This window comes from Sphingobacterium sp. 18053 (genome assembly GCF_902706145.1).
GTDB classification, from domain to species: domain Bacteria; phylum Bacteroidota; class Bacteroidia; order Sphingobacteriales; family Sphingobacteriaceae; genus Sphingobacterium; species Sphingobacterium paramultivorum.
This window is the reverse complement of sequence record NZ_CACSJW010000001.1, coordinates 70227-95537: the sequence shown is the minus strand read 5'-3', so window position 1 is coordinate 95537 and position 25311 is coordinate 70227. Positions and strand designations below refer to the sequence as shown.

25 protein-coding genes and 3 tRNA genes are annotated in these 25311 nt (G+C 43.0%); 20 read left to right on the top strand and 8 right to left on the bottom strand.

The features are described from left to right. Positions 1-10: 10 nt before the first annotated feature. The 12 genes from GVK91_RS00495 (at position 11) to GVK91_RS00440 (ending at position 7687) form a co-directional block, all read left to right on the top strand. Positions 11-862, top strand: a complete 852-nt coding sequence (locus GVK91_RS00495; protein WP_153844740.1) for a hypothetical protein — start codon at positions 11-13, stop codon at positions 860-862. Positions 863-866: 4 nt separating this feature from the next. Beyond that, positions 867-1865: a type I glyceraldehyde-3-phosphate dehydrogenase gene (gene gap, locus GVK91_RS00490; RefSeq protein ID WP_070561154.1), complete on the top strand. Its 999-nt coding sequence runs from the start codon at positions 867-869 to the stop codon at positions 1863-1865. 175 nt (positions 1866-2040) lie between these two features. Next, positions 2041-2116 (top strand) — tRNA-Phe (locus GVK91_RS00485). A gap of 50 nt (positions 2117-2166) precedes the next feature. Further along, a tRNA-Gly gene (locus tag GVK91_RS00480) sits at positions 2167-2239 on the top strand. 5 nt (positions 2240-2244) lie between these two features. Beyond that, positions 2245-2329 (top strand) — tRNA-Leu (locus GVK91_RS00475). Between the two features lie 190 nt (positions 2330-2519). Then, positions 2520-2849 (top strand): helix-turn-helix transcriptional regulator, encoded by a 330-nt coding sequence (locus tag GVK91_RS00470; RefSeq protein WP_075992909.1) that lies wholly within the window; start codon positions 2520-2522, stop codon positions 2847-2849. 39 nt (positions 2850-2888) lie between these two features. Beyond that, positions 2889-3458 carry a DUF6428 family protein gene (locus GVK91_RS00465; protein WP_159726381.1) on the top strand — a complete coding sequence of 190 codons (570 nt, stop codon included), beginning with the start codon at positions 2889-2891 and terminating at the stop codon, positions 3456-3458. A 15-nt stretch (positions 3459-3473) separates the two neighbouring features. After that, a complete protein-coding gene (locus GVK91_RS00460; protein ID WP_075992911.1) occupies positions 3474-3893 on the top strand; it encodes an arsenate reductase ArsC in 420 nt (139 codons plus the stop codon). A gap of 22 nt (positions 3894-3915) precedes the next feature. Further along, a complete protein-coding gene (gene arsB, locus GVK91_RS00455) occupies positions 3916-4989 on the top strand; it encodes an ACR3 family arsenite efflux transporter (RefSeq protein ID WP_159726379.1) in 1074 nt (357 codons plus the stop codon). A 45-nt stretch (positions 4990-5034) separates the two neighbouring features. After that, positions 5035-5943 carry an SMP-30/gluconolactonase/LRE family protein gene (locus tag GVK91_RS00450; protein ID WP_159726377.1) on the top strand — a complete coding sequence of 303 codons (909 nt, stop codon included), beginning with the start codon at positions 5035-5037 and terminating at the stop codon, positions 5941-5943. A 164-nt stretch (positions 5944-6107) separates the two neighbouring features. Then, positions 6108-6446: a YciI family protein gene (locus GVK91_RS00445; RefSeq protein WP_145326913.1), complete on the top strand. Its 339-nt coding sequence runs from the start codon at positions 6108-6110 to the stop codon at positions 6444-6446. 5 nt (positions 6447-6451) lie between these two features. Further along, positions 6452-7687, top strand: coding sequence for an RNA polymerase sigma factor (locus GVK91_RS00440; protein ID WP_235032732.1), 1236 nt, complete (start codon positions 6452-6454; stop codon positions 7685-7687). 88 nt (positions 7688-7775) lie between these two features. Here the strand turns inward: GVK91_RS00440 and GVK91_RS00435 are convergent, their stop codons facing one another. Both GVK91_RS00435 and GVK91_RS00430 read right to left on the bottom strand, forming a co-directional pair. Beyond that, the gene (locus tag GVK91_RS00435; protein ID WP_145326914.1) at positions 7776-8372 is read right to left on the bottom strand and encodes an FMN-dependent NADH-azoreductase; all 597 of its coding nucleotides are present in this window, start codon (positions 8370-8372) and stop codon (positions 7776-7778) included. Positions 8373-8513: 141 nt separating this feature from the next. Then, entirely contained in the window at positions 8514-9467 is a 954-nt protein-coding gene (locus tag GVK91_RS00430; protein ID WP_145326915.1) for a hypothetical protein, read from the bottom strand. 126 nt (positions 9468-9593) lie between these two features. On the opposite strand from GVK91_RS00430, the gene GVK91_RS00425 reads away from it, so the two are divergent. The 7 genes from GVK91_RS00425 to GVK91_RS00395 all read left to right on the top strand — a co-directional run bounded on the left by GVK91_RS00425 (position 9594) and on the right by GVK91_RS00395 (position 16626). After that, positions 9594-10715, top strand: a complete 1122-nt coding sequence (locus GVK91_RS00425) for a hydroxymethylglutaryl-CoA reductase (RefSeq protein WP_153848186.1) — start codon at positions 9594-9596, stop codon at positions 10713-10715. A gap of 1 nt (position 10716) precedes the next feature. Next, positions 10717-11298: a CDP-alcohol phosphatidyltransferase family protein gene (locus tag GVK91_RS00420; RefSeq protein ID WP_145326917.1), complete on the top strand. Its 582-nt coding sequence runs from the start codon at positions 10717-10719 to the stop codon at positions 11296-11298. 2 nt (positions 11299-11300) lie between these two features. After that, positions 11301-12011, top strand: a complete 711-nt coding sequence (locus GVK91_RS00415) for a phosphatidate cytidylyltransferase (RefSeq protein WP_145326918.1) — start codon at positions 11301-11303, stop codon at positions 12009-12011. 10 nt (positions 12012-12021) lie between these two features. Continuing rightward, entirely contained in the window at positions 12022-12693 is a 672-nt protein-coding gene (locus GVK91_RS00410) for a phosphatidate cytidylyltransferase (protein ID WP_145326919.1), read from the top strand. 304 nt (positions 12694-12997) lie between these two features. After that, positions 12998-13882, top strand: a complete 885-nt coding sequence (locus GVK91_RS00405; protein WP_159727136.1) for a serine hydrolase — start codon at positions 12998-13000, stop codon at positions 13880-13882. A 27-nt stretch (positions 13883-13909) separates the two neighbouring features. Further along, a complete protein-coding gene (locus tag GVK91_RS00400) occupies positions 13910-14275 on the top strand; it encodes a hypothetical protein (RefSeq protein WP_145326921.1) in 366 nt (121 codons plus the stop codon). A 20-nt stretch (positions 14276-14295) separates the two neighbouring features. Continuing rightward, positions 14296-16626, top strand: coding sequence for a GAF domain-containing protein (locus tag GVK91_RS00395; RefSeq protein WP_159726375.1), 2331 nt, complete (start codon positions 14296-14298; stop codon positions 16624-16626). Here the strand turns inward: GVK91_RS00395 and GVK91_RS00390 are convergent. From GVK91_RS00390 to mdlD, 5 genes are all read right to left on the bottom strand, one after another. Beyond that, a complete protein-coding gene (locus GVK91_RS00390; protein WP_159726373.1) occupies positions 16623-17633 on the bottom strand; it encodes an NAD-dependent epimerase/dehydratase family protein in 1011 nt (336 codons plus the stop codon). The genes GVK91_RS00395 and GVK91_RS00390 overlap by 4 nt on opposite strands. A 63-nt stretch (positions 17634-17696) precedes the next feature. After that, on the bottom strand, positions 17697-18272 hold the full coding sequence (locus tag GVK91_RS00385; RefSeq protein WP_159726371.1) for a Crp/Fnr family transcriptional regulator: 576 nt from the start codon (positions 18270-18272) through the stop codon (positions 17697-17699). 392 nt (positions 18273-18664) lie between these two features. Further along, positions 18665-19507 carry an AraC family transcriptional regulator gene (locus GVK91_RS00380; protein WP_159726369.1) on the bottom strand — a complete coding sequence of 281 codons (843 nt, stop codon included), beginning with the start codon at positions 19505-19507 and terminating at the stop codon, positions 18665-18667. Positions 19508-19692: 185 nt separating this feature from the next. After that, a complete protein-coding gene (locus tag GVK91_RS00375) occupies positions 19693-20448 on the bottom strand; it encodes an SDR family oxidoreductase (RefSeq protein WP_153848195.1) in 756 nt (251 codons plus the stop codon). 439 nt (positions 20449-20887) lie between these two features. Beyond that, positions 20888-22207, bottom strand: a complete 1320-nt coding sequence (gene mdlD, locus GVK91_RS00370) for an NAD(P)-dependent benzaldehyde dehydrogenase MdlD (RefSeq protein WP_153848196.1) — start codon at positions 22205-22207, stop codon at positions 20888-20890. Positions 22208-22512: 305 nt separating this feature from the next. Between mdlD and GVK91_RS00365 the strand changes: the two genes are divergently transcribed. Then, the gene (locus tag GVK91_RS00365) at positions 22513-24381 is read left to right on the top strand and encodes a PAS domain S-box protein (protein ID WP_159726367.1); all 1869 of its coding nucleotides are present in this window, start codon (positions 22513-22515) and stop codon (positions 24379-24381) included. Here the strand turns inward: GVK91_RS00365 and GVK91_RS00360 are convergent. Further along, complete coding sequence (locus tag GVK91_RS00360) at positions 24339-25265, bottom strand: AraC family transcriptional regulator (protein ID WP_159726365.1); 927 nt, start codon at positions 25263-25265, stop codon at positions 24339-24341. The genes GVK91_RS00365 and GVK91_RS00360 overlap by 43 nt on opposite strands. Between the last annotated feature and the right edge of the window lie 46 nt (positions 25266-25311).

Sequence of the window (25311 nt, the reverse complement as noted above, 5' to 3'; positions counted from 1 at the left end):
TTGAACAGACATGATAGCAGTAGTATATAGTGGGTCTCGATTTTCCGACTGGAGATTGGCTGACAAGGGGCGGATCACCACGGGGTTCCGCATGAACGGGATCAATCCTTATCTTCAAGATGAGCGCTCCATACTACAGCATTTGCATAAAAACACCAACCTGATCAACAACGCCGAAAAAATCAGACGGATCTATTTTTTTGGTGCGGGATCTTCGTCGAAGGAACGTAAGGATAAAATAAAAAACGTCCTCGAACGTTTTTTCGTCAATGCGCGCGTACGGGTTGATCATGATGTCATTGCTTCGGCAATTTCGACTTTCGGCGACGAAAGAGGAATTATTGGCATCATTGGCAGTGGATCAAATGCAGCTTTTTATACAGGGAAAAAAATCATTGACAATAACTATGGTCTAGGTTATATTCTGGCCGATGAAGGGGCGACAAACTGGAACAGCCAGCAGTTGCTCAAACATTATATGACAGATACCTTACCTGTTGATCTGCGGGACAAACTGGAAAGAGAATTTAACATCGATAAGAAAACCATTTTGGAAAGGGTGTATATTTCCCCACAACCGACAAATTTTCTGAATTCATTTACCGACTTTGTCCTCGAAAATAAGGATCATCTATTCATGAGTCAATTGGTTAAAAATGGGCTTCGTACGTTTATAAAAACCTACATCAAGCCATTGATGAAAGAATATCCGGACAGTGATGTAAACTTTACGGGTTCAGTAGCGTTTAATTATGAGCACTTGCTTCGGGAAGTTGCCACAGACGAATTTAATATCAGTATTGGTACTGTTGTAAAAGAGCCGATACATAATTTAATTAAATATTATATCAATAAAAATTAAGAATATGAAAATTGGAATTAACGGATTTGGCCGTATTGGTCGTTTAGCATTTAGAGCGGCTATCAATCGTCCAGAAATTGAAATTGTTGGTATCAATGACTTAGTTGAACCAGATTATATGGCTTATATGTTGAAATATGATTCAACACATGGCAAATTTGACGGTTCTGTAGAAGTAAAAGACGGTAATTTGGTTGTTAACGGAAAAACTATCCGTGTTACAGCTGAGAAAGATCCTGCAAACTTGAAATGGAATGAAGTAGGTGCTGAAGTAATCATCGAATCTACAGGTTTCTTCTTGACTCAAGAGTTGGCTCAAAAACACATCGATGCAGGTGCTAAAAAAGTAGTGATGTCTGCTCCAGCGAAAGACGACACCCCTACTTTCGTAATGGGTGTAAACCACAAAGAATTGAAAGCTGATCAACACATCGTTTCAAACGCTTCATGTACAACAAACTGTTTAGCGCCTATCGCTAAAGTATTAAACGATAAATTTGGTATCGTTGAAGGTTTGATGACAACAGTACACGCGGTTACAGCAACACAAAAAACTGTAGACGGTCCTTCAGTAAAAGACTGGAGAGGTGGTCGTGGTGCATACCAAAACATCATCCCTTCATCTACAGGTGCTGCTAAAGCAGTAGGTTTGGTTCTTCCAGAATTGAAAGGTAAATTGACAGGTATGTCTTTGCGCGTTCCTACAGCAGACGTTTCAGTTGTTGACTTAACAGTACGTTTGAACAAAGGTGCTTCATACGAAGAAATCAAAACTGCGATGAAAGAAGCTTCTGAAGGCGAATTGAAAGGTATCTTAGGTTATACTGAAGACGAAGTTGTTTCTTCAGATTTCTTAGGTGATGCACGTACATCAATCTTCGATGCAAAAGCAGGAATTTCATTGAATGATAACTTCGTTAAAGTTGTATCTTGGTATGACAACGAATGGGGATATTCAAACAAAATCGTTGACTTGGTATTAGAAGTTGGTAAATTGTCTTAATCAACTCGACCAGTAATCCTATAAAGGGGCTATTCTACACGAATAGCCCCTTATTTTTTTCCTTAAAAATCAGCAGGTTGGCGTTTAAACGCAAAAAAAAGCGCTTTTAGCTTTCGTAATTCAAATAATCCGTCTATATTTGCATCATCAATAAGGCAGACAGCTAAATTGAAAAGGTGCCATAGCTCAGTTGGTAGAGCAAAGGACTGAAAATCCTTGTGTCGCTGGTTCGAATCCAGCTGGCACCACCAAAAAGGAAGAACGCAAGGTTCTGATAGATTGAAAGAATAATAATTCCAATGCGAAAATAGCTCAGCTGGTAGAGCACAACCTTGCCAAGGTTGGGGTCGCGAGTTCGAATCTCGTTTTTCGCTCACCTGCCTAGGTGGTGGAACTGGTAGACACGCAGGACTTAAAATCCTGTTCCCGTTAAGGGAGTGCGGGTTCGATTCCCGCCCTAGGTACAAAAAGAGACGCCGAATATCGGTTGTCTCTTTTTTTTTATACCAATATAAACCCTTTGCCCCAAATTTAATATTAGGCCATTTCGAGTTCGATTTGAGCGCAGTACTACGATTAATATCATCGTAACATAATTTTTATGTTTCCAATTTGGGATTTTAGAAAAATTAATCGTAATATTGCAATAACATTATGGGACTTACTAAGACAGAAATATTCACAGAAGAGCAGAATCAGCTCGCCACAATGCTCAAAGCATTGGGCCATCCTGCCCGTATTGCGATCCTTCAATCCATCATCCGTGCAAATTCGTGTATATGTGGTGATCTGGTTGAGGAACTAGGATTGGCACAGCCAACAATTTCCCAGCACCTTAAAGAATTGAAGAATGCGGGTATTATCCAGGGCACCATTGAGGGTGTACGGGTATGCTATTGCATTGAACCGAAAGCGTGGAAATTATTGAAAACAAACCTGGCAGCTTTCTTTGACTCTTATAAAGAGAACACAAACTGTTGCTAAAAAAATTTACATCAATTAATCGTTAAATTGCAATATAACATGAGCAACTCCGCATTTATCAACTGGGAAACGTTTAAAACGCAGCTCCAGCAAAACCCGAATCAAATTTTACAATTTGAATATGCAGAAGGTAAATGGGTAGATCCCTCCTACCATATTACAGAAATCAAACAGGCTCCTATCGTATCCGTCGATTGTGGTGGCGTAATGAACTCCTGGACTGAAATCATTGTCCAACTATGGGAACCAAGGGAAACAGAAGAAGGCCGTGCAATGCAAGCAAGTAAAGCGATGTCTATCGTGGATATCGTTGAAAAGAAATTGCCGCTTAATCCCAATGCTATTGTAAAAATTGAATTTGGCAACTCGCAGTTCGATACACGCCAAATGTATCCGGGTAATTTTACCGTGTCCGGACAAGATTTAATCGTTAACCTTACTCCAGATTATACCCAGTGCAAAGCCATTAACCGTGGAGGAAGCTGTGGCAACACGTCAGCTGGAGAAGAATGCTGCGCACCCGTTGCTAAAGCCGAACCTGTAAAGCTGGAAATGGTTAATCTGGCTGCTGATGGCCCCGTTTGTAAACCTGGTGGCGGCTGCTGCTAATCAAAACATTAAAAAATGGAAAAAATATTGGTACTCTGCACCGGCAACAGTTGCCGCAGCCAAATTGCAGAAGGATTTTTAAGACATTTCGCAGGTAGCCGAGCCGAGGTTTATAGCGCCGGTATAGAAACGCATGGCGTTAACCCTAAAGCCATTCAGGTTATGGCTGAAGCCGGCATTGATATCTCATCCCACACCTCTAATCATGTCAATGAGTATGCGGCAATAGACTTTGACTATGTAATTACGGTCTGTGATAATGCCAAAGAGAGTTGTCCATATTTTCCTTCAAGGGCTAAAAAACTACATTACAATTTCCCAGACCCGGCAAAAGCTACCGGGACGGAGGAAGAAGTTATGAATGAATTCAGAAGGGTACGTGATCTTATCAAAACATACAGTGCTGAATTTGTAGCGGAAAATCTCGATAAATAAACATACCCACTAACAAAAAAATATGTCAGCCAACAACTGCGCCCCAGCACATGAAAGGAAAAAACTGAGTTTCCTCGACCGATACCTTACCTTATGGATTTTCCTGGCGATGGCAATCGGAGTATCTATTGGATTCCTTTTCCCGTCTTCATCTGATTTTATCAATTCTTTCTCGAGCGGCACCACCAATATTCCACTTGCCATTGGCCTGATCCTGATGATGTATCCACCACTTGCCAAGGTGAAATATGAAAATATGGGCAACGTATTTAAGGACACAAAGATACTGGGGACTTCCCTACTCCTGAACTGGATCATAGGGCCTATTTTAATGTTTATCCTGGCGATTGTATTTCTTCGGGGCTATCCCGAATATATGATCGGCCTTATTCTTATCGGGCTAGCCCGCTGCATTGCAATGGTCGTTGTATGGAATGAGCTAGCGGAAGGAAACCGCGAGTATGCTGCAGGACTCATCGCCCTCAATAGCATTTTTCAGGTTTTATTGTACAGTGTCTATGCTTATATCTTTATCACCGTTCTGCCTCAAGTATTTGGGATGAAAGGTCTTGATGTCAATATTTCGATCGGTCAGATTGCGGAAAGTGTCGGAATTTATTTGGGTATTCCCTTTGCAATGGGCATAATCAGCCGTTATGGCCTGATTAAGTTAAATGGAGAAGAATGGTTCCAAAGCAAATTTGTGCCGCTGATCTCTCCCATCACCTTAATCGCATTATTATTTACAATTGTAGTCATGTTCAGCCTGAAAGGTGAACTGATCGTTCAGATTCCTATGGACGTTGTCAGAATTGCGATTCCTTTGGTGATCTATTTTGCCATTATGTTCCTGGTGAGCTTTTTTATCGGTAAACGAATGGGCGCAGATTATTCCAAAAATGCAGCCATTTCTTTTACAGCTTCCGGTAATAATTTTGAGTTGGCTATTGCTGTTGCTATTGGCGTCTTCGGCATCAACAGTGGCCAGGCATTTGCCGGTGTTATCGGTCCACTCGTGGAAGTGCCCGCATTGATTGCCTTGGTCAATGTAGCTTTTTGGTTAAGAAAGAAATATTACAAAGGCCAGGTGATATAGCCCAAGAAAATTATTTATTACCGGAAAATTGATAAATTAGTTGATATGTTCCATTCAGCTCATTCTCGCAGGCACTGGCCTACACTCCTGCTGTCCGTACTCTTCTGCTTAAATGGCTTAGACCTCAGCGCACAGTTGTTTCATCAGGACAGCCTAAAATTAATAGCCCGACAGTTTGTCTTTACCGAAGGGCCGGCAGTGGACAAGACCGGGGACATCTATTTTACCGACCAGCCCAATAACAAAATCTGGAAATATAGCACCAAAGGGCAACTTTCGCTCTTTAAAGATTCTGCAGGCCGCGCAAATGGATTGTACTTTAACCATCAGGGTCAGCTCCTTGCCTGTGCCGACGAAAAGAACGAAATCTGGTCAATCAGCAAAGATGGTCAGGTTACCGTCCTGCTGACAGCTGTCGATGGAAAGAAACTGAATGGTCCAAATGATCTTTGGGCAGACAAGAAAGGGGGCATCTACTTTACAGACCCCTTTTATCTGCGCGATTATTGGACCCGGAAAAAGCCAGAAATAGCGGGGCAGAAAGTCTACTATCTTCCTCCAGGAAAAGCGAAAAAACCCATCGTAGTAGCTGATGATGTAAGCAAGCCGAACGGCATTGTCGGCTCGCCCGATGGAAGATACCTCTATGTCGCAGATATTGAACGGAATAAAACGTACAGGTACACCATTGAATCTGACGGCAAGCTCAGCGGACAGACGGCGCTTATCGATCAGGGATCTGACGGGATGACATTGGACCATCAAGGAAATATTTACCTAACGGGCAAAGGCGTCTTTATTTATAGTCCGACAGGCCTGCTGATCGGTCATATTGAAGTAAATGAACCATGGACATCCAATGTCTGTTTTGGGGGTAAAGATCGTACGGTTTTATTTATCACCGCTTCAACAGCCATCTATAGGATCCCCATGCATACCCAGGGAGTGGATTAATACCAAAGAAAGAAAAAAACAATCACCTGATATTTCGTAACTTGCCATACACCGCAGCATTTTAAAATGGACTGTTTCCAATGTTATTTTTTTCAATTATCAGCACAGATGTCCCCTTTTGTAATGCTCGATCGTTTGATGGTAAATACTAAAATTTAAAAACGATGAAAGAATTTATGCTAATCTTCAGACTAAAGGCCAGCGCTGATTTCAAGCCTTCTCCAGCACAAATGCAGGAGCGTATGAACTGGCTGGCCAGTATCGCTGCTCAGGAAAAATTGGTGGATAAGGGAAAAACACTTTTACCGACGATCGACAGTGGACGACATATATCCGCTGATCAAGTAGTTACCGACGGCCCCTTTACCGAATTAAAGGAATACGTCAGTGGCTTTATTGTGGTGCGGACCGAAAACATTGATGAAGCTGTAGAAATTGCCAAACAGAATCCAATATTTAAAATTGGAGGAAGTATTGAAGTGCGTGAGCTCCTAAAATCCTAATTCCGTTGGAAAAGCCTACATCAACAGCTGAGTTGATACCAGGTCTGTTTCGCGACCTATATTCCAAAATGACGGCTGTATTATGCCGTCATTTTGGATTGTCCGACATCCAGCTTGCGGAAGATATTGCGAGCGATACATTTTTAAAAGCTTCGGAAGTCTGGCCGATTACCGGCATCCCAGCAAACCCACAGGCCTGGCTCTACACTGTCGCCAAAAACAAGGTAAAAGATTACTTTAAACATAAGGCTGTCTTTGAACTTAAAGTCAAAGACAATATCTTAAAGGAACTGAATAAAAAGACGCTGCCAGACGACATAGACCAACGTACCATTAGCGACAGCCAATTGGCGATGCTATTTGCCATCTGTGACCCGATAATACCCATAGCGGGACAGATTAGTTTAGCATTGCAGATCTTATGCGGATTTAGTATCCTAGAGGTCGCCCAGGCGCTGCTCACAAATAAAGAAACCATTAAGAAGCGCATATTTAGAGCAAAAACAGCCTTAAGGGATAGCAAATTTGAACTAAAAGAATTATCCGATAGCCAAATAAGCGCTCGCCTAGCCGCAGTATTGAAAACGATATATCTTCTTTTCAACGAAGGATATTATGCTCAACATGAAAATCACATCATTCGAAAAGAACTATGCATGGAGGCCATACGATTAGCTCTCCTATTGACAGCACATGAAACAACCAACCTGCCACAGACCAACGCTTTAATAGCGTTGATGTGTTACCAAAGCTCGCGGCTTGATGCCCGAATGGATAAGGATGGGGCAATCGTACTTTTTGAACAACAGGATGTGCAACAATGGGATAGCGATATGATCGATCAAGGTAATTTCTATATGGTACAGGCGACCGATACGCAGGAAACCTCCAAATACCATATCGAAGCAGCCATCGCTTATTGGCACACCGTGGTGGATAACCAATCGAAATGGGAATACATTTTAAAATTTTATAATCAGTTGATTCTGATCGAATACTCGCCTGTGACGGCCCTCAACCGGGCATTTGCCTATGCCAAGGTCTATGGGGCGGAGGCGGGTATCGAGGAAACAAAAAAGCTTAATCTCATTAAAATGTCCCATTATTTTGGATTACTGGGCTACCTCTATCGGGATCTTGACCAAGCCGAAGCAATTGATAACTACACTAAAGCGCTGAATTTAGCTTCTTCATTAACTGAACAGGATGTTTACCAAAAACAAATCCTTGCAATCCGGTGATAATCGATACCAGATCCCAAAGCAAAAGACTTGGGATCTGGGCTAAAAACAACGGTTAAGGTATCAGCTTTATTCCCTTGTTTTGACCTTAGTGTGGAAAGTCAGCCAATATCGCGTTGTAATCGGGTGAAAAATTAGGGAAGGCCGTACCTTCTATCCGATAAGTCTGGATTTTCGTTATCCCAACATATGTTCGGAAGACAGCAGTTAAATAATCCGCGATGTAGTCTTGTACCGGCGATGAACTTTGCGTTCCACCGGAAGCAATAGCCAAATAGACATCTTTATCCGCGATAAGTCCAACACGATTACCCGTGCCATCATACGTATAGGTAACACCAAAACGAACCAGTTGATCGATCCATGCTTTAAGGTGCGCAGAAATGCCGAAATTATGCATTGGCGTACTGATGACGAGCATGTCTGCCGCATTAATTCGCTCAATTAAATCATTCGCATAGGCCAATGACTTAATCGAACAATAATCTGGCGTATCTACTGGAGTATAAAATCCCTGAACCATCTCATGGGTATACAAAGGCGGAGGTGTATCAACCAGATCCCATGTGATCACGGAGATTGAGCCGTATTTTTTTCTGATACGATCGATAATTTCTTTGCCCAAATTTGTGCTATAGGAGCTGTCTGCTCTTGCACTTGATGTAATGTGTAAAATGGTCTTCATTCGTTTTAACTATTTTACGACTTAACGACCAAGAAAAACAAAAGGGGACACTCCATTCTTCGAAATAACACCCAATCCGAACATCACTCTCGTTCCGATTACCCAATTCAACCTTAACGATGTACCAATCGCGCTCTCTTCTTACATTCCATTATCCGCACTTACCTGTGCCTTATAGCGATCAATCTTTTGGTAAACTTTGTTAAAAAACATTTTCTTGTCCCGTGTTCCGGCCGTATTTAACAACCTGGAATTTTTGAGCTGATGCTGATAGAAATTGAAAGCGTGTCGACAGCTGTCTTTATCATTGGTAATGAAATAGCCCAGCATCGTATGCGGAACGAATAATGACTTTCTGTCGTTATTTCCAACAAGGACATTATTGTTTAAAATCAATAGCTCATGGTAGTACAGCTGGTACTGGTCATTGTTTGGCACACAACTTTTCTCCAGTGAAAACAGCAGTTCTTTAAGCTGCTCACAGAGCATCTTTCCGTTTTCGGCGGTCAGTAAGCCGGCCTGGGAAAAATAGATGATCTGCTGGAGTGTACTGTTAATTGTGGTATCATTCCAGATCTCTTTCACCCGGATGGACGAATAATAATCGTAAAGCTTCTGCCCCCTACTATCGATGGGTGTTTTCGACAAAAAAGATTCGAAAGACAACTCCAAACCGTCTGGACTCAATAAATTGAGCCATACATATTTTTTGAATATAGACAAAAGCCCTGTATTGATGGTATAAAAGATCGGAATATCCTTTGCCGAGTAATACAGGTAAGTCTGAAGATTGGGTTCAAACTCCGTTAACGATTTAAACGAATGCTCCAGATAATTTGAAAGATCATTAAAGGACTGGATTTCCGCTGTTTTTTTTACTAAGATGTGATCACTTTGCTGAAATAGCTTATCCAAAGAAATTGAAAAGCGATTTGCAAGCTGCACCGTCTCTCCTATTGAAAATTTGCTCTTCATTGAAATTCTGCGGTGCGCCGCATCATAACTAATATCAAGCGCGTCTGCAATCACCTCAATAAGAGATTTCGAGGGATCAATTTTTCGCTGTATTTCCTGAATCAACTTTTCCTGATACATAAGCCAACTATTTTTTTGCGATAATCACAAAAATAAAAATTTATATTATTGTTTCCCACAATTTTAACTGCGATTATCACAATAACTTTGGAAGACAATACACATTTATTTTATTAAAAGCCAGCTATGAAAACCGTATTAAATAAACAAGAGGAATTCGCAAGCCGATTCCCGATCTTGACAGACACCCGTCTATCGCCATCGCTCTTCCATGGCAACATTGAAAACTTCATCGGCATGAGTCAAATCCCTACAGGGGTCATCGGCCCCCTTAAAGTTCATGGCACTTCAGCCAACGGAAATTACCATATTCCCCTTGCCACAACTGAGGGTGCATTGGTTGCATCCTATCACCGCGGATCTAAAGCCTGTTTGCTCGCTGGCGGGATTACATCGATCTGTCTGCAAGAAGGGGTTCAGAGAAGCCCCGTATTCAAATTTGAGAACATCAAGGATTTAAGTCTTTTTGTTTCCTGGTTCCTCGCAGAGAAAGAAAACTTTCAGGAAATCGTCAAACGCACAAGCAGATTTGCTAAGTTAACCGATACCCGCATACAGATTGAAGGCAACCATTTAACCATATCCTTTGAATATTTCACTGCCGATGCGGCCGGCCAGAATATGGTTACCATCTGCACAGAGGCCATCTGCCGGTTTATGATTGACTCTTGTCCTATTAAGCCAAGTCACTGGTTTATTGAGGGAAACAGCTCGGGAGACAAAAAAGCGACCGCCGCGGCTTTCAATCATGTCAGGGGTAAAAAGGTAACAGCTGAAATAACATTACCGGCCAACATCGTGTCCGAAATCCTTAAAACTTCAGCCGAGCTGATGGATCGCTATTGGCGTACGTCCACCATGGGTGTTATCCAAAGTGGAGCTATAGGTGCACAGGGGCATTATGCCAATGGATTGGCCGCTTTGTTTTTGGCAACAGGTCAGGATGTCGCCTGTGTCGCCGAAGCGGCAACGGGTATCACGCGAATGGAGCAGAATAAAGACGGATCACTCTATGCAGCCGTGACTTTACCCAATCTTATTGTCGGCACTATCGGTGGTGGAACAGCACTTCCGACCCAAAGAGAGTGCCTGGAAATGATGGACTGTTATGGCGAAGGGAAGGCCATAAAATATGCCGAAATAGCTGCAGCCCTTGCACTCGCAGGAGAATTATCTATTGCCGCGGCCCTTTCGGCAGGTCATTTTACACAGGCACATCAAAAATTAGGCAGAAAAAAATCACTATAAAATGGAAACTAAAAAAGAAAACAGATGGAATGTGCCCAATGCACTTTCCGCCTACCGCATACTGGCATTACCCTTTATCAGCTATGCCCTTTTAACGGCAGACAGGGATCTCTTTATCCTATTGCTGTCCATCAACCTGATTAGCGATATCCTCGATGGATTAATCGCCAGGCTATTTAACCTTCAGACGGAATTTGGCGCCAAAATAGATTCGATCGCAGATATCGGAACATACCTCATGGCATTCATCGGGATGATAACATTGGAAAAAGAATTTGTAATGGCCTATAAAATCGAATTTATCCTACTTATTGCCCTGTGGATTGTTCCCCAGATCTATGCTCTTATCCGATTTAAACGCTTTCCCAGCTTCCATTTATGGTCCTATAAATTAACGGGCTATCTCCAGGGCATATTTATCTTTAGCTATTTTGTATTCGGATTTAACAGTTTTTATTTCCACCTGATGCTAACCGTAAGTTATTTGGCCTACCTGGAAGAATTGGTCCTCGTGATTATTCTCCCGAAGCTGCAATCCAATCTGAAAAGTATATTCCTTATCCAATTACAAAAAAAAGCTTGATTATGTATGTATTGATGGCGAATATAGTGTTGTTATTTTTTGGCATCGGGGCATTGGTCACAGGCTATCTCAATAAGAATAGTCAAGTTGCGCAAGCCAGAGAACGCTGGTTAAAACTGGGTTTTTACTTTCTGATTTTAATCCTTGTCTTTTTTTCCATTTATACGGACTATGTCAGACTTTTGGCTATTTGCATTGGAATAGTCGGTTTTTACGAAATTGTCAAGGCCCACCTAAATTCAGAACGACCGCTGCTATTCTTATGTCCTGTAGTGGTCCTTTATCTCGCTCTTATAGCGGCGTTTATAAACTTCGGGCATAGGGCATCGACAGAAAAGGTTTGTTTTATGTATTTTATGGTGGTGATTTTTGATGGATTCAGCCAGCTCTGCGGTCAATTATTCGGCAAAAGAAAACTTATTCCCTCGGTTAGTCCCAATAAAACTGTTGAAGGTCTAATTGGCGCTTTGGTCATTGCCACTGGCACCAGCCTTTTCCTCTTTCCATCCATCGACCTGTCCATCACGCAAACTTTAAAGACCGCCCTTTTTATTTGCTTTTCCGCATTGCTGGGCGATCTATTGGCTTCGTGGTACAAACGAAGCTGTCAAATTAAAGATTACGGCACCCTCATTCCAGGGCATGGCGGAATACTGGATCGATTTGACAGCTTTATATTCAGCGGAGCCATGTACGGACTAATTTATCTTTAAAAACAACATCATGAAAAACGATTTAGAGAACATGCTCCTATTAGGCACCCTTTTCTTGCTGCTATTCGGACTTGCTGAACTATTGTATCAACAGTTTAAGGTCAAAGCTGAGTTTACCCGAAAACTCGTCCATGTAGGTACGGGGATAATCTGCATGTCATTTCCGATTTTGATCAGCAGCCACTGGTCTGTTTTCATCCTATGCGGATTGTTCACTTTGATTTTATTGCTGTCCATCAAGTTCGATTTATTGAAATCTATCCATGCAATCGACCGAAAATCTGTCGGTAGCCTGGCCTATCCTGCGGCAGTCTATCTTTGCTTTCTCGCACAGGTATTGTTGGACAAAGGGTCTATTTTTTATTATTTGCCCTTGCTCACCTTGGCAATATGTGATCCGATGGCAGCATTATCTGGCAAAAAATGGCCTTATGGTTCTTACCGCCTATTCGGTGCGCGAAAAACACTACTAGGGTCCGCAGTGTTCTTTGTATGCGCTTTGATTACCGTGATTGTAATTGGACACTATATGCAAGAGCCAAGCCTGCACATGAGCGAAATCACCATGATATGTACCCTGGCTCTCGTCGTGACCATAGCCGAAGCATGTAGCAAAGACGGTTACGACAATATAAGCATTCCGGTCAGTAGCATGCTCAGTCTGTATATTCTATTTCCCTGATAACGAACAGTCCAGAAATCTTAATTTCGTTTGCAAAGTTATTGAATACGAATTCTTTGGCTATATTTATGCTATCATTGTTAGATCTATATGAAATCAACTCCTTTAAAAGTTATTGTTTTTTTCATTCTCACGATACAATTCTGTTTCGGCCAAACTTCTCAGGACTCGATTTTAAGCAGCAACCCTTTGAAAACTTCGCTGGATAGCTTAGTTCAACGGTCGGCAGAACACTATCTACAATCTCCGATTACCGTTGACCTATCAATCGGAATAATAACAGGCGATTTAGCACAGCAATACCATTTTCGGTTTAGGTTCCATTGCAAAAACGTTCGTCGGCATAATGCTTGCGCAGGCCGTCATCGAAAAGAAAGTAAATCTGAATGATGATATCCGAAAATATTTGCCTGGGGATTATCCAAATTTGCAGTATAAGGGGCATCCTGTTCGACTGGTAGATCTGGCAAACCATACTTCAGCCCTACCTTCGATGTCGAGAAATTATGATGATAAATATCTCGATAGCATCACCAAATTGCCCCACAAAGCATTTCGGGAGTTTTACCGTGTTTATACCGCCGACAGCATGTTCCGGGATATGCACAAATTTGTGCTTGATACGGTTACTGGCACAAAATTCCACTACAATGGAAATGCGATGATGGTGTTGATTGCCCTATTGGAACGCGTTTATCATAAACCCTACAACGATCTGGTAACATCATATTTAACAGATCAACTGGGTATGAAGGATACAAAACCACAACTCTTAGCAAAGGATGAGCGGAGGCTCATCGCCGGTCATGACGAACGTGACAAAATCTTGCCCTTTATTCCAGACTATGGTTACAGAGCTGCTCCCTCCATGTTTTCAACACTCGGTGATATGCTCAAGTATGCATCCGCTAATCTAAAGAACAACCATGCAGCCATTGCACTAAGTCATAAAACTACGTTTACAAGGCCCGACGGTATGCACATGGGATTGGGTTGGATGATGGATAAGGAGGAAAATGGTATCTCCTACCTTATGCACACGGGGCGCGACGGTTGTGGCTTCACTGTACTATGCTACCTATACCCCGAAAAGAATACCGCTATTATCATCCTTGCAAACGATAGTAGCGGCCAGGACAGATTAGCGGAACTGAAGGATAACATCAGACGAACTTGGCTTACCGAATAGCTAGCGTCGCCGTCCGGCAACAAATTTGTGCAGTTTTGCTTTTACCTCCTTGCCGGAGCCAATAATAACAACCATAAACCCGCCAAGGATGGCCAGGGCAATGCCGCATTATTTGGCAGTCCGATGGGTATAGCCCTGTGGTCAGACCAGTATATTGTCGTCTGTGATAACGACTACAACAACCATTATTATAGTATCCGGGTTGTCAATAGCTATGGTGTAGTGACCACCATTGCTGGTGGCAACAACCCGACCAACAGCAGCAAAGACGGTATCGGAAAAGCAGCACAGTTCAATGGCGCCAATGTCATTGCAGTGTTTTTATCCGTCCGCTTTGGGTTTTCTTTTCGCCGATTATTTTATATTTTTGTACATCTTCCAGCAATAATCTAATTTAGTCGGGAACAACCATTATGCAGTTTAACTTCGCCTTTGATTCCAGTCCGTTTAAAACCCTGATCGCTTTTCATAAGATTATACCATCCTTTGAAGCAGCGGCCCTATCGCCGGTTGGCTTTCAGGCCAGCTATGCCCGATCGCTGCTGGAAGAAATCAGCAAATACCCCGAACTTATCGATGGGGTCGAAAAAGCAGAAGACCTGCTGCGCTATGAGCCTATTATCAAGGTGCTGCTGGCCGACCTGTTCCCGAGCTCACTGACACATAATGAGATCAAGGCCGTCACCATTCCCTTCCATCTCTATACGTTCAACCATACCGCAAGACTGGAAAAAATATTAGCGGATGCCGGCGATCACTATGAATTTAGCCTTCGTGATATCTCGCCCGATACCTATTATATTCTCAATTGCTGCGTTATCATCAGCCAGTATTATGGGTTTAAGGTGGATGCCATGGATGCTCCCCTCTTTTTGGATATTCCAGACAAGGATAATATCATCCATCATTACCGCGTCCTATTCAATGCCGATTTTATCGATGTCCTTCCGACAGAACGGGCACTCGATCTTACGGTTGAAGATATTACCGAACTGGTCGACAACTTTTCGGATATTGCCCTATGGAAGTCCAAATTCCCCGAGCAGAGCTGGATCCTGAAAGGTTTTTCCATTATGACGCTTTTTGATGCGACCATTGAAAATGCGGTATCCAGCTTCAAGAGCAATCTGCTGCGCGAAAAAAGCGCTGTCCAGCTGGCAGAAATAGAAAGCATTTTCCGGTCGATTTATAAAATAAATGATCTGCGCATCGGATTGACCTCCTTTGAAAAGGTCAGGAACGAGTACAACTTACGGATTGTCGAAAAACAGCTGTACAGTCATCTGCTTTACGACTCGACGATCGAGGAATGTGAAAACATGCTCTGCAGCGAGACCTTGGAGAACCTGCTCACCAAGGACGAATATTTTGTTGTACCGGATATTGACAAGCTGTCGCTGGATGATCCAAAGCAGGCCTATTTTATCAACAAGCTCAAGCAGCAACAGGTGAAGAGCTTTATTTTTGTTCCCCTCGTCGAAGGCGACAAAGTGCTGGGTCTACTGGAAATGTCCTCATCCAAGGTGCGGGAACTCAATTCGGTCAATGCCAACAAGCTCAACTTCATCTTGCCCTTTATCAAAGATAAAGTATCGAAAGCCTTTGCCGAAACTGAAAATCAGATCGAAGCGGTGATCCAAAAGGAATATACCGCTATACACCCGAGTGTTAAATGGCGGTTTCAGGAAGAAGCCATGCATTTCCTCAACGACCGCGCCTTTGGAAAAGACTATGCCCTGCAGGAAATCGTCTTTGACCATGTTTATCCGCTCTATGGGCAGATCGACGTACAGGGCTCCTCAGAATCCCGCAATCAGGCCATCCGTCAGGACCTCATCAATCAGAGCAAGGAACTGATCGCATTGTTCACGGCGGTCAACCAAACGCAGCGATTACCGCTCTTTGAGCAGAAGGTCTTCGACCTGGAAAGAAACCTGACTACGCTGCAGCAAGCGCTGCTGACCGATACGGAACAGCTTATGCTCGATTATTTTAACCAGGATATTCACCCTATTTTGGAGAATTTCAGGAAAAACAACAAAAATAGCGTCGCCACCGAAGCCATCGACCGCTATTTTGAGCGGATCAACCTCTCTATCGGCGGTTTTTACGAGGCCCGACAGGATTATGACAACTCTATCACGCTGATCAACAAAAAGCTGGTGGCCATCCTCGACGAAAAGCAGGTAGAAGCCCAAGAATACTTTCCTCATTATTACGAGCGCTACAAGACAGATGGTATCGAGCACAACATGTATATCGGGGCCTCCATCGCTCCCGGTCGGAATTTTGAACTCTACTACCTACGCAATTTACGGCTGTGGCAGCTGCAGGTGATGTGTGCGATGGAACGCGAGTTTAGGCAGCTCCAGCCCGCCCTTCCGCATCAGCTGGAGGTGACCTCATTGGTGCTGGTCTTTGCCACCCCCATTTCCATCCGCTTTCGCATGGACGAGAAGCAGTTCGATATCGACGGCTCCTACAATGTGCGCTACGAGATTGCCAAGAAACGCATTGATAAAGCCAAGATCAAGGGCTCGACGGAGCGCATCACACAAAAAGGCAAACTGGTTATTGTCTACTCCAATGTACATGAAGAAACAGAATATCTGGGATACATCAACCTACTGCAGCACAAAGGATTACTAGACGATAATATCGAGCAGTTTGAGGTGGAAGATCTGCAGGGACTGGTTGGCCTGAAAGCGATCCGTGTGGGATTCAATTTTCAAGATCTGCACTAAAGTAATTCCTGGTGTTCCATCAGGTAGGCCAATGCCTCACGTACGGCTTCCTCGCTGCTTTTTGGATTAAAGCCGAGTTCCGTGCGCGCTTTGCTGATGTCAAAATCCTGCTGCAGCCCCGAAAACATCGCAATATCCTTGGTGGTGATCACCGGAGCTTTCCCTTGCAGCCGTGCCGCAAATTGCATCAGGCCGGCAATCGTATAAAGCAATATTTTGGGAACAGCTGCCGGAATCTTGAGCTGAAGTTGTGGATATAGCTTTTGTGCCAGCCGGGTCGTATCGCTAATACTCATGCACTTTTCATTGGCGAGGATATAGCGTTCTCCCGGTTTTCCGTGTAGGGCGGCAAGGTAGCAGCCCTCGGCGACATCTTTGACGTCTACCCAATTGAGGGATATCCCCGTATCGACAGGAATCTGCCTGGTCAGAATAAGGCGTAGCACATCGTACGATACATTGATGGGCAGAGCGGCTTCGCTGCCGATCATGGCACCGGGCATGACCGACACGAGTTCGATCCCCAATTCACGTGCTAGCTGAAAGGCTAACTTTTCGCCATCGTTTTTGGAATTGTAATAGGCATCCCTCCGGTCGGGGTTATAGCCATTGCTCTCCCGTGTGGGGGTATGCGTATAATCCAGTGCAGCGATGGAACTTACATAGATGATTTTTTTGACGCCTGCCGCCGCCGCGGCTTCGATGGTATTGCGGGTCCCCTGCATATTCACGTCGTAGATTTCCTTTTGCGGATCCCGGGCCCATAGTTTAAAAGCTGCGCCCACGGCATAGAAGGTATCCACTCCCTGCAACGCCCTTGTAAAAGAAGCCTTATCGGTGATATCTGCCGCCACAAGCTCGCAGGGCAAATCTTGTAGTGCAGCGCTATTGTCGAGATTTCGCACAGAAGCGCGTACCTGAAAACCCCGTGAAAGTAATAGTCTCACCAAGTTGTTGCCCAGGTGCCCATTTGCGCCCGATACCAGTACCAATTTTTTTGTTGTCATGTGTCTGATTTTAAATGATAGCACAAAGTTCTGCTTTGACCATTCAAAACCAGTTCACAAATGTTACCTAATGATCTGTTTGCGGATACGGCTCAAACTTTTGGGGTTCATGCCGAGGAATGATGCGATATATTGCATGGGTACGTTGTGCAGCAGATCCGGCTGTTCGGTCATGAGCTTGAGGTAGCGTTTTTCGGCCGTAAGCGTGGCTAGCTCTTTCGATCTCTTCTCATTATAACTCAAGGCCTGTTGAAACACATACACACTAAAATCTTTAAATGCAGGCGATTGTGCAGTTAGCATATCGAGGTTTGCTTTGGTGATACGCAGCAGTTTGCAGTCGGTGATGCTTTCCAGGTTTTCTTCGGAACGCGTCTGATTGCTAAAATTCTGGTAAGAGCATATAAATCCCGGCGGACAGTTGATATGTGTCGTCAGTTCGTCGCCTTTATCGTTATAATGGAACAGACGTACAAAGCCCGACACAACGAAATAGAGGTAAGTCGGTACCTTTCCCTCCTCTTCGATGATTTGATGTTTGGCATAGCGCACTGGCTCCATATAGTTCTTACACAGATCAATCTCTGGCTCCGATAACTGGCTGTGTTGTTTGATAAGCTGAATAAACTTTGCGTGCATTGTATCTATTTTATTCGTGCCCCTCACCCTTGCGCTATGTACATTCCTAATGCTTTGAGCGTGATATTGCATCCGGGGAAACGTTTCGTTGACTAAACAAATATACTAAAAGCGATTGACATACTAATAAAATTAGTAAACAAATATCAATTTATTGAAATAAATACTTGATTTGAATCACGATTTGAAAAAGCAAAGTCACGCTTTGCGAGAGCCTTTTATGAAGCAGTGGATATTGCTTCATAACAAATGACGCAGCCCGGGGGCTGCGTCATTGAAAAAATAGTCTTTGCGAAATGCCGCTTAGGGTTTGCGGTTGCCTACCCTCACCGGTCTGTCTGGTTTATACTCATCCCAGCCCTTAGACCGCAAATGATATACGTTATCCAAAATTATTTATCTCTTTCGTTACGGTGCAGATGGGGTTGTTTGCCGGTATGTTTCTTGATGAAACTTCTGAAATTTGCGACATTACTAAAACCTATTTCGAAAGAAATCTGCGAAATGGATAAATTCGAATGTCTGATCAAACGAATAGCCTCCCCGACTACAATTCCAGAAATAAATGCTTTTGCAGATTTCCCGCTATTCGCTGCGCAGAGCTCGGAAAGCCTTCTGCTTGTAAGTTTTAATTTATTGGCATAAAAACTGACTGAGGTACTTTCACGATAATACTTGTATACCAAAATGTTAAAGCTGTTAAACACGATTTGTTCCGATGAACTGCACAGCTTTGATAGGATCCCCTGAAGAGAGAGCCTGTAATGCCCTTCAAGCAAAATTGACTCGACACAGTGATGAGCGACCAGATCCAATATTTCCGGTCCCTGTACCCGCGCCATTTTTATGCGTTCAATAATAGCCGTATCAAAATAGACCTGATTTCCCATTTTACCCTCAATCTGTATGGCATTCTGAATGCCATAGAACAATATGGAGTTGAGAATCTTCACGTCGGATTTCGATCTCAGATAAAACGCTGCGGTAAATGATAGCACATAGCCCCCTATTGGCGCATCGTTCATGAATTTGATTCGCTTTCTCGGCCCTACAAATAGTAGCTGTCCGCTATCCAGCGTATAAAACTCCCTATTTACAGCAATGACGATCGGTTCATCTATTTTTATGATGTAATAAGTATCACTTGCTATATCACTTTCGGTTTGTTGGAATTCGGCGAGTGTACAAATCCCAAAATCCTGTAGCCCTATTTCTAGGTCCTTACTATTCATCATCGTCTTGATAAGCGTTTATACAGTTATCAGCACTAAAACCTCCTGCAGTTCATCTTCACTTGTCTGAGATCATAAGCTGATCCTGTTTGGAACCCAAATCGGATTGGAAGCTGTGCTATGTTATCATGCGCTGTTATCTGTGTATCAAAAGACAGTCAGCTTTGACTGCCTTTTGCCTACATATTTTATCTTGTGGTATACCCGCCATTGGCGAAAATAGTCTGTCCGGTTATCCACCAGCCATCAGTTACCAGAAACTCAATCAGTGGTGCAATGTCCTTAATATCGGTAAGTCCACCCAGTGCAGACGCCGACTTGTGATAGGCTACAGCATCTTCAGATTCCTGTCCGTAGAAGAAAGGTGTATCCATCGGACCAGGAGCTACCGCCGTAACTGAAATTCCGCGCGGTCCAAATTCCTTAGACGCAGCCCTTGTAAAATGTTCTACAGGAGCTTTCATTCCCGCATATGTCGAATAAAGGCCTGTATAGGCTGCTAATAAAGACGTAACGACAGTGCAGATTTTGCCGTTATCATTGATCCGCTTGCCGGCTTCGAGAATAAAAAAATAAGCGACCTTCGAATTAATATCACTCATGCTGTCGTACTCAAGCTCTGACGTCTCTACAAACGGTTTTTTCAGTACTTTACCGACCGTATTGATTGCGATATCAACCTTACCGAACTTTTCTTCGGCTTTGTCAAATAGCGCTTTTATATTTGATAGCTGTGTAAGGTCGCCCTGGACAAGCAGTCCCTCGGCACCAAACGCCTGTACATCCGACAATGTTTTTTCTGCCTCGGCTCTTGTGCTCTCACTATTGTAGTGAATGACAAGCTTTGCTCCTTTTGCCGCAAAATCCCGGCTCAACAGCCCCCCTAAGTTTTTCGCACCACCTGCGATCAAAACTACTTTTCCATTTACTTCTTGATTTGCCATAAATTTGAAAATTTGAATCCATCGCCCACTGATTTGCCGTGGATGCGCTGGATTACAGGTTTAGATTCTATCAGCGCTTATTCTGGCCTCTCAAAGCTATTTTACCCCGCTAGAATCTCTCAAACCAAATATCAATAATTGAGCTGCCAATCAAAAAAAACAGGGTTTCACAATGCTATCACACTTATCAAAATAGCAGGTAGTCCCGTGGTTATCAATCCATATGCTTCGATAGCTAGAAAGAGTAGCTCGGTCGAAGTGATTTTCATTAAACACTTAACTAATCTGATCTGAGGATTAAACAGTTAACTAACCCGATCTGAGGATGAAACGGAAATATAACGTCCGGAAATATCAAAAAAAAGGACCACCCGTTGAGGTGGCCCCTGATTAATTGATTAATTGTGTGCGTAAATTATAGCCATTGCGTAAATTATCGCTATTTTACCTGCAGGATCGAACGCTGGTGACTAAAGTTTTCCAGACTGAATCTGCCGTGATATTTTCCCATTCCCGAAGCACCTACGCCACCGAAAGGAAGGTAATGCGATCCGACGTGGATCAATGTACTATTGATCTCCGCATCGCCACTGGTGGTTCTTGCGATCACATCATCTGCAAATTGTTGACTTTCAGAAAACACGTACAGCGCCAATGGTTTGGGTCTGCTATTGATCTCTTTCAGTACTTCATCAATATTGCTGTAAGCTAAAATAGGAAGGATCGGACCAAAAATTTCCTGCTGCATCACCGCATCATTCCAGTTGACATCGTCCATCAAAGTTGCTTCAAAATGGCGCGTTTCCAAATCATATTTTCCCCCATAAATAACTTTTTCGGGAGCGGCATCCAGGTATCCCGCTAAATTCCCGATCTGATGCTGGCTTACAATCTTGCCGATTTTCCCTAAAGATTCGTCGTTGTATGTAGCTTTAAGATAAGATTTTAACTGTTCGATAAAGGCGCCCTTCACAGATTCATGCACATAAACGTAATCCGGAGCAACACAGGTCTGTCCGCAATTGATCCATTTGCCGGCAGAAATGCGCTGAACTGCTTTTTCGATGTCCGCATCATGGTGCACGATCGTTGGGGATTTCCCCCCCAGTTCCAGTGTAAGCGGAATCAGTTGTTCGGCAGCGGCTTTCATGACAATTTTGCCAACATTCGGACTTCCCGTAAAAAAGATGTAATCAAAAGGAAGGCTCAATAGATAGGTATTTTCTTCAATAGCGCCCTGAAAAACGGCAACATATTTTTCATCAAAAGCTTCGCTAACAATATCTTCAATAACCTGGGCAACATGGGGCGTGTTTTCAGAAGGTTTGATGATAGCCGTATTTCCGGCCATCAGGGCACCGATCAGCGGACTAAAAGTCAACTGCACCGGGTAATTAAAGGGACCTATGATATAGTTTACACCGTAGGGCTCATAAATGTACTTACTGATGACTTCCGCTCCCGAAGCATGCGGTTTTGATTTGACATAGGTTGGTTTTGCCCATTCTTCCATATTTTCGATCATATCGTCGAGTTCATCGAGAACAATCTGAACTTCGACGTACTCTGCTTCTGCCCTGCTTTTTCCAAGATCGATATTCACTGCTTCACAGATCGCATCCGTATAACTCGCAAAAACTTTACGGAAATTTTGCAACTGTCTTTTACGGAATGTGATTTCCTTCGTTGCTTGCGTGCCGAAAAAGTCTTTCTGTTTTTCGAATACTTCTTTTATTCTGTTTTTAATTTCTGTAGTCATTTGTTTGTGATTTTATGCATTTTAAAACACGCATAGCGCATAAAGTGTTTGTTTTAATAAAGTAAAAGTGTCTAGCGTGTTTATATCTTGTAGACCAAGATTACGGTGCTTTGATACAAAACAAAGGTAAAATAATTTTATATTGTGCAAAACATAATATTGTCATATATATTAGCTGAAACCTGTATTTATAGCACAATTTAACGTTATTATTACCCTTGCAGAGTACGTAATTTTACCCATTCAAAACTGGACTGTAATACCTATTTTAGGCTCATTAATAAAATTTTCTATCTGAAAGATCTATGGCGGACATCAATACCATTGAAGGGTTGCAACAGGAAAACCGGAAGCTGAGGAACAGCGTTTCCGAACTGTCTGAATTTATTGACAAAGCCTCCCTATCCCTGCATTGGGTCAACAGCGAAGGGATTATCATCTGGGCCAATCAGGCAGAACTTGATCTGCTCGGTTATACTCCGCAGGAATATATCGGTAAGCCGATCAGGAACTTTCACGCCGACCAGGAGATCATTGCGGATATCTTGCAGATGCTTGCCGCAGATCAGCGCATTATCGACCGCCGCGCGACACTCATTTGCAAGAACGGTGATCTGAAGTATGTCAACATCAATTCGAGCGCACTGATGAAAGACTCGGAGTTTGTTCACTCCATGTGCTTTACCAAAGACATCACCGAAGCTGTTCTGGCTGAACAAAAGAAAGATAAACTCACAGCGATGTTGGGGGAAAAGGAAGAACGCCTGCGGCTTGCCATTGTCTCTTCAGGAATGGGTACCTGGGACTGGGATTCAGCATCTGCAAAGGTCAGTATTTCCGAACGTTCGCAACATATATTAGGCCTGCCCAATGAGTTATGCCGTAAAGAACAACTTATCGACCTTGTACATCCCGAAGACAGGCCTACGATCTTTAAACAGATTCAAGAGCTAAGTGAGCGTAAAACTGACGGCCATTTTGATTTTACCTGTCGGATCATTAACGGCTACAATGGTCTAATTGCTTTTATCCGGGTACAGGGATCGGCCTATTTTAGTAGAAGCGAACATGCCGGAAGAATAATCGGTACAATCATAGATATAACAGACCAGAAAATAGCGGTCGAAAGAAGCGCGGAACTGGTGGCGATCGTAAATTCATCCTATGATGCAATAATCGGAAAGACTTTGCAAGGAATCATCACAAGCTGGAATGCAGCAGCCGAAAAGCTCTTTGGGTATTCTTCAAAGGAAATGGTCGGTCAGTCTATATTAAAATTGATCCCTGAAGAAAGACATGCGGAAGAAAATTACATTCTGGAGCGTCTTTGCCGAGGACATTCCATAAAGCATTTTGAGACAGTGCGTAGGACAAAATCAGGCAAACTGATCGATTTATCACTGACGATATCCCCTATAAAAAATGATTTGGGAGAAATCATCGGAATTTCCAAGATCGCCAGGGATATCACAGCGAAAAAGCAAGAAGAGCATCGCAAAAATGTCTTTATCTCTATGGCCAGCCATGAACTCAAGACACCGCTGACAAGTGTCCTGTTGAGTGCACAAATTATGCAGCAACATAAAGAACTGTTCGGGGAAAAGAGCGCGGCGATGGGATCAAAAATCGAAAACCAGGTAAAAAAGATGATGCTTATGATCGGCGATTTCCTCAGTGTTGCAGAAGTTGAACAGGGAAAACTACAGCTCAATAGATCATCTTTCAACCTAAGGGAACTGATGCGAGACTGCATAGCAGATCTTGGTACACATAACCACCGCATTGAACTGAGCTGCGATGCCTCCAGCGAACTTTTCGCAGACCGGCCAAAGATAGACCAGGTGCTGGGGAACCTATTGAGCAATGCCGTGAAATATTCTCCTAAGGGTGGCACAATAACTATCGGCGCGGAAAGCGTCGACGGAAAAATTCGCATTTTTGTACGCGATCAGGGATTAGGCATTGAAAAGAAACATCAGAAAAATTTATTCAAGGCTTTTTATCGCGTAGATAATCTGAACACCTCTTATATATCAGGATTTGGCATTGGCCTGTATATCGTGGCTGAAATATTGCGCTGCCATGGCACAAAGATCCAGCTTGAAAGCGAGAAGGATAAAGGGTCAACGTTTTACTTTGACTTAAACATTCCTCTAAATTCCAGTGGCGTCTGAGCCGTTTTCTTTTTGAACAGTTTGCTGAAACTTTGTGCATGCTCAAAACCCAGTTCGTAAGCAATTTCATTTACGGTAAGTTGTGTCGTTGATAATTTCTCTTTTGCCCGCTCAATAAGTTTATGGTGGATATACTGCTGCGTGTTCTGGCCAATGAGCGAGCGTAGCATATCGCTTAGATAACCCGCAGACACATTCAACTGCTCCGAAAGAAAATGGACCGTTGGCACTCCCTGAATTACCGAATGATCATGATCCAGATAATCATCCAACAGCGCTTCTGCCTTCAGTAGAATATCATTGTTTATATTTCTTCGCGTAATGAACTGCCGCTTGTAAAACCGGTTGACGTAGCTCAGCATTAACTCCACCTGCGATATAATGACTTCTTGGCTAAATTCGTCTATCCGATTGTCAAGTTCATTTTTCATGAAATTCAAGATCGCTATCATCGTTTCTCTTTCCTGATCAGATAGATGTAACGCTTCATTCACAGAATAGGAAAAATAGCCGTACTTCCTAATTTTATGGGCTAAAGCGGAACCCAGGAAAAAGTCAGGATGGATCAGCAGCAGATAAGCATAGGTATCCCTATTATATTCTGTGCTGCCCACCAATTGATTGGGCGCAAAGAAAAGCATACTTCCTTCATTAAAATCATAGTACCCCCTGCCGTACTTGAGTTTTCCGCTGTTTTTTGTTATAAAAGTTATCTTGTAGAAACTCAGGACATCGTATATTGGAGCCATAGCGGTATTGAATGGATTATCCTGATTGAAATGGACCAGGCTAATCAGGGGATGCTGCGGTTTTGGTAGGCCAAAAGCTTCGTGACTCTCGGATATAGATATAAAGCGTTTTAACTTATCCTCTTTCTTTTTCATACAATAAATTTATAAAAAAACCTCTAGCTTGTAGCTAAAGGTCTTC

Coding starts and splice junctions, on each gene's coding strand:
- GVK91_RS00495 (WP_153844740.1), top strand. CDS start 11: ATGATAGCAGTAGTATATAGTGGGTCTCGATTTTCCGACTGGAGATTG.
- gap (WP_070561154.1), top strand. CDS start 867: ATGAAAATTGGAATTAACGGATTTGGCCGTATTGGTCGTTTAGCATTT.
- GVK91_RS00470 (WP_075992909.1), top strand. CDS start 2,520: ATGGGACTTACTAAGACAGAAATATTCACAGAAGAGCAGAATCAGCTC.
- GVK91_RS00465 (WP_159726381.1), top strand. CDS start 2,889: ATGAGCAACTCCGCATTTATCAACTGGGAAACGTTTAAAACGCAGCTC.
- GVK91_RS00460 (WP_075992911.1), top strand. CDS start 3,474: ATGGAAAAAATATTGGTACTCTGCACCGGCAACAGTTGCCGCAGCCAA.
- arsB (WP_159726379.1), top strand. CDS start 3,916: ATGTCAGCCAACAACTGCGCCCCAGCACATGAAAGGAAAAAACTGAGT.
- GVK91_RS00450 (WP_159726377.1), top strand. CDS start 5,035: ATGTTCCATTCAGCTCATTCTCGCAGGCACTGGCCTACACTCCTGCTG.
- GVK91_RS00445 (WP_145326913.1), top strand. CDS start 6,108: ATGAAAGAATTTATGCTAATCTTCAGACTAAAGGCCAGCGCTGATTTC.
- GVK91_RS00435 (WP_145326914.1), bottom strand. CDS start 8,372: ATGAAGACCATTTTACACATTACATCAAGTGCAAGAGCAGACAGCTCC.
- GVK91_RS00430 (WP_145326915.1), bottom strand. CDS start 9,467: ATGTATCAGGAAAAGTTGATTCAGGAAATACAGCGAAAAATTGATCCC.
- GVK91_RS00425 (WP_153848186.1), top strand. CDS start 9,594: ATGAAAACCGTATTAAATAAACAAGAGGAATTCGCAAGCCGATTCCCG.
- GVK91_RS00420 (WP_145326917.1), top strand. CDS start 10,717: ATGGAAACTAAAAAAGAAAACAGATGGAATGTGCCCAATGCACTTTCC.
- GVK91_RS00415 (WP_145326918.1), top strand. CDS start 11,301: ATGTATGTATTGATGGCGAATATAGTGTTGTTATTTTTTGGCATCGGG.
- GVK91_RS00410 (WP_145326919.1), top strand. CDS start 12,022: ATGAAAAACGATTTAGAGAACATGCTCCTATTAGGCACCCTTTTCTTG.
- GVK91_RS00395 (WP_159726375.1), top strand. CDS start 14,296: ATGCAGTTTAACTTCGCCTTTGATTCCAGTCCGTTTAAAACCCTGATC.
- GVK91_RS00390 (WP_159726373.1), bottom strand. CDS start 17,633: ATGACAACAAAAAAATTGGTACTGGTATCGGGCGCAAATGGGCACCTG.
- GVK91_RS00385 (WP_159726371.1), bottom strand. CDS start 18,272: ATGCACGCAAAGTTTATTCAGCTTATCAAACAACACAGCCAGTTATCG.
- GVK91_RS00380 (WP_159726369.1), bottom strand. CDS start 19,507: ATGATGAATAGTAAGGACCTAGAAATAGGGCTACAGGATTTTGGGATT.
- GVK91_RS00375 (WP_153848195.1), bottom strand. CDS start 20,448: ATGGCAAATCAAGAAGTAAATGGAAAAGTAGTTTTGATCGCAGGTGGT.
- mdlD (WP_153848196.1), bottom strand. CDS start 22,207: ATGACTACAGAAATTAAAAACAGAATAAAAGAAGTATTCGAAAAACAG.
- GVK91_RS00365 (WP_159726367.1), top strand. CDS start 22,513: ATGGCGGACATCAATACCATTGAAGGGTTGCAACAGGAAAACCGGAAG.
- GVK91_RS00360 (WP_159726365.1), bottom strand. CDS start 25,265: ATGAAAAAGAAAGAGGATAAGTTAAAACGCTTTATATCTATATCCGAG.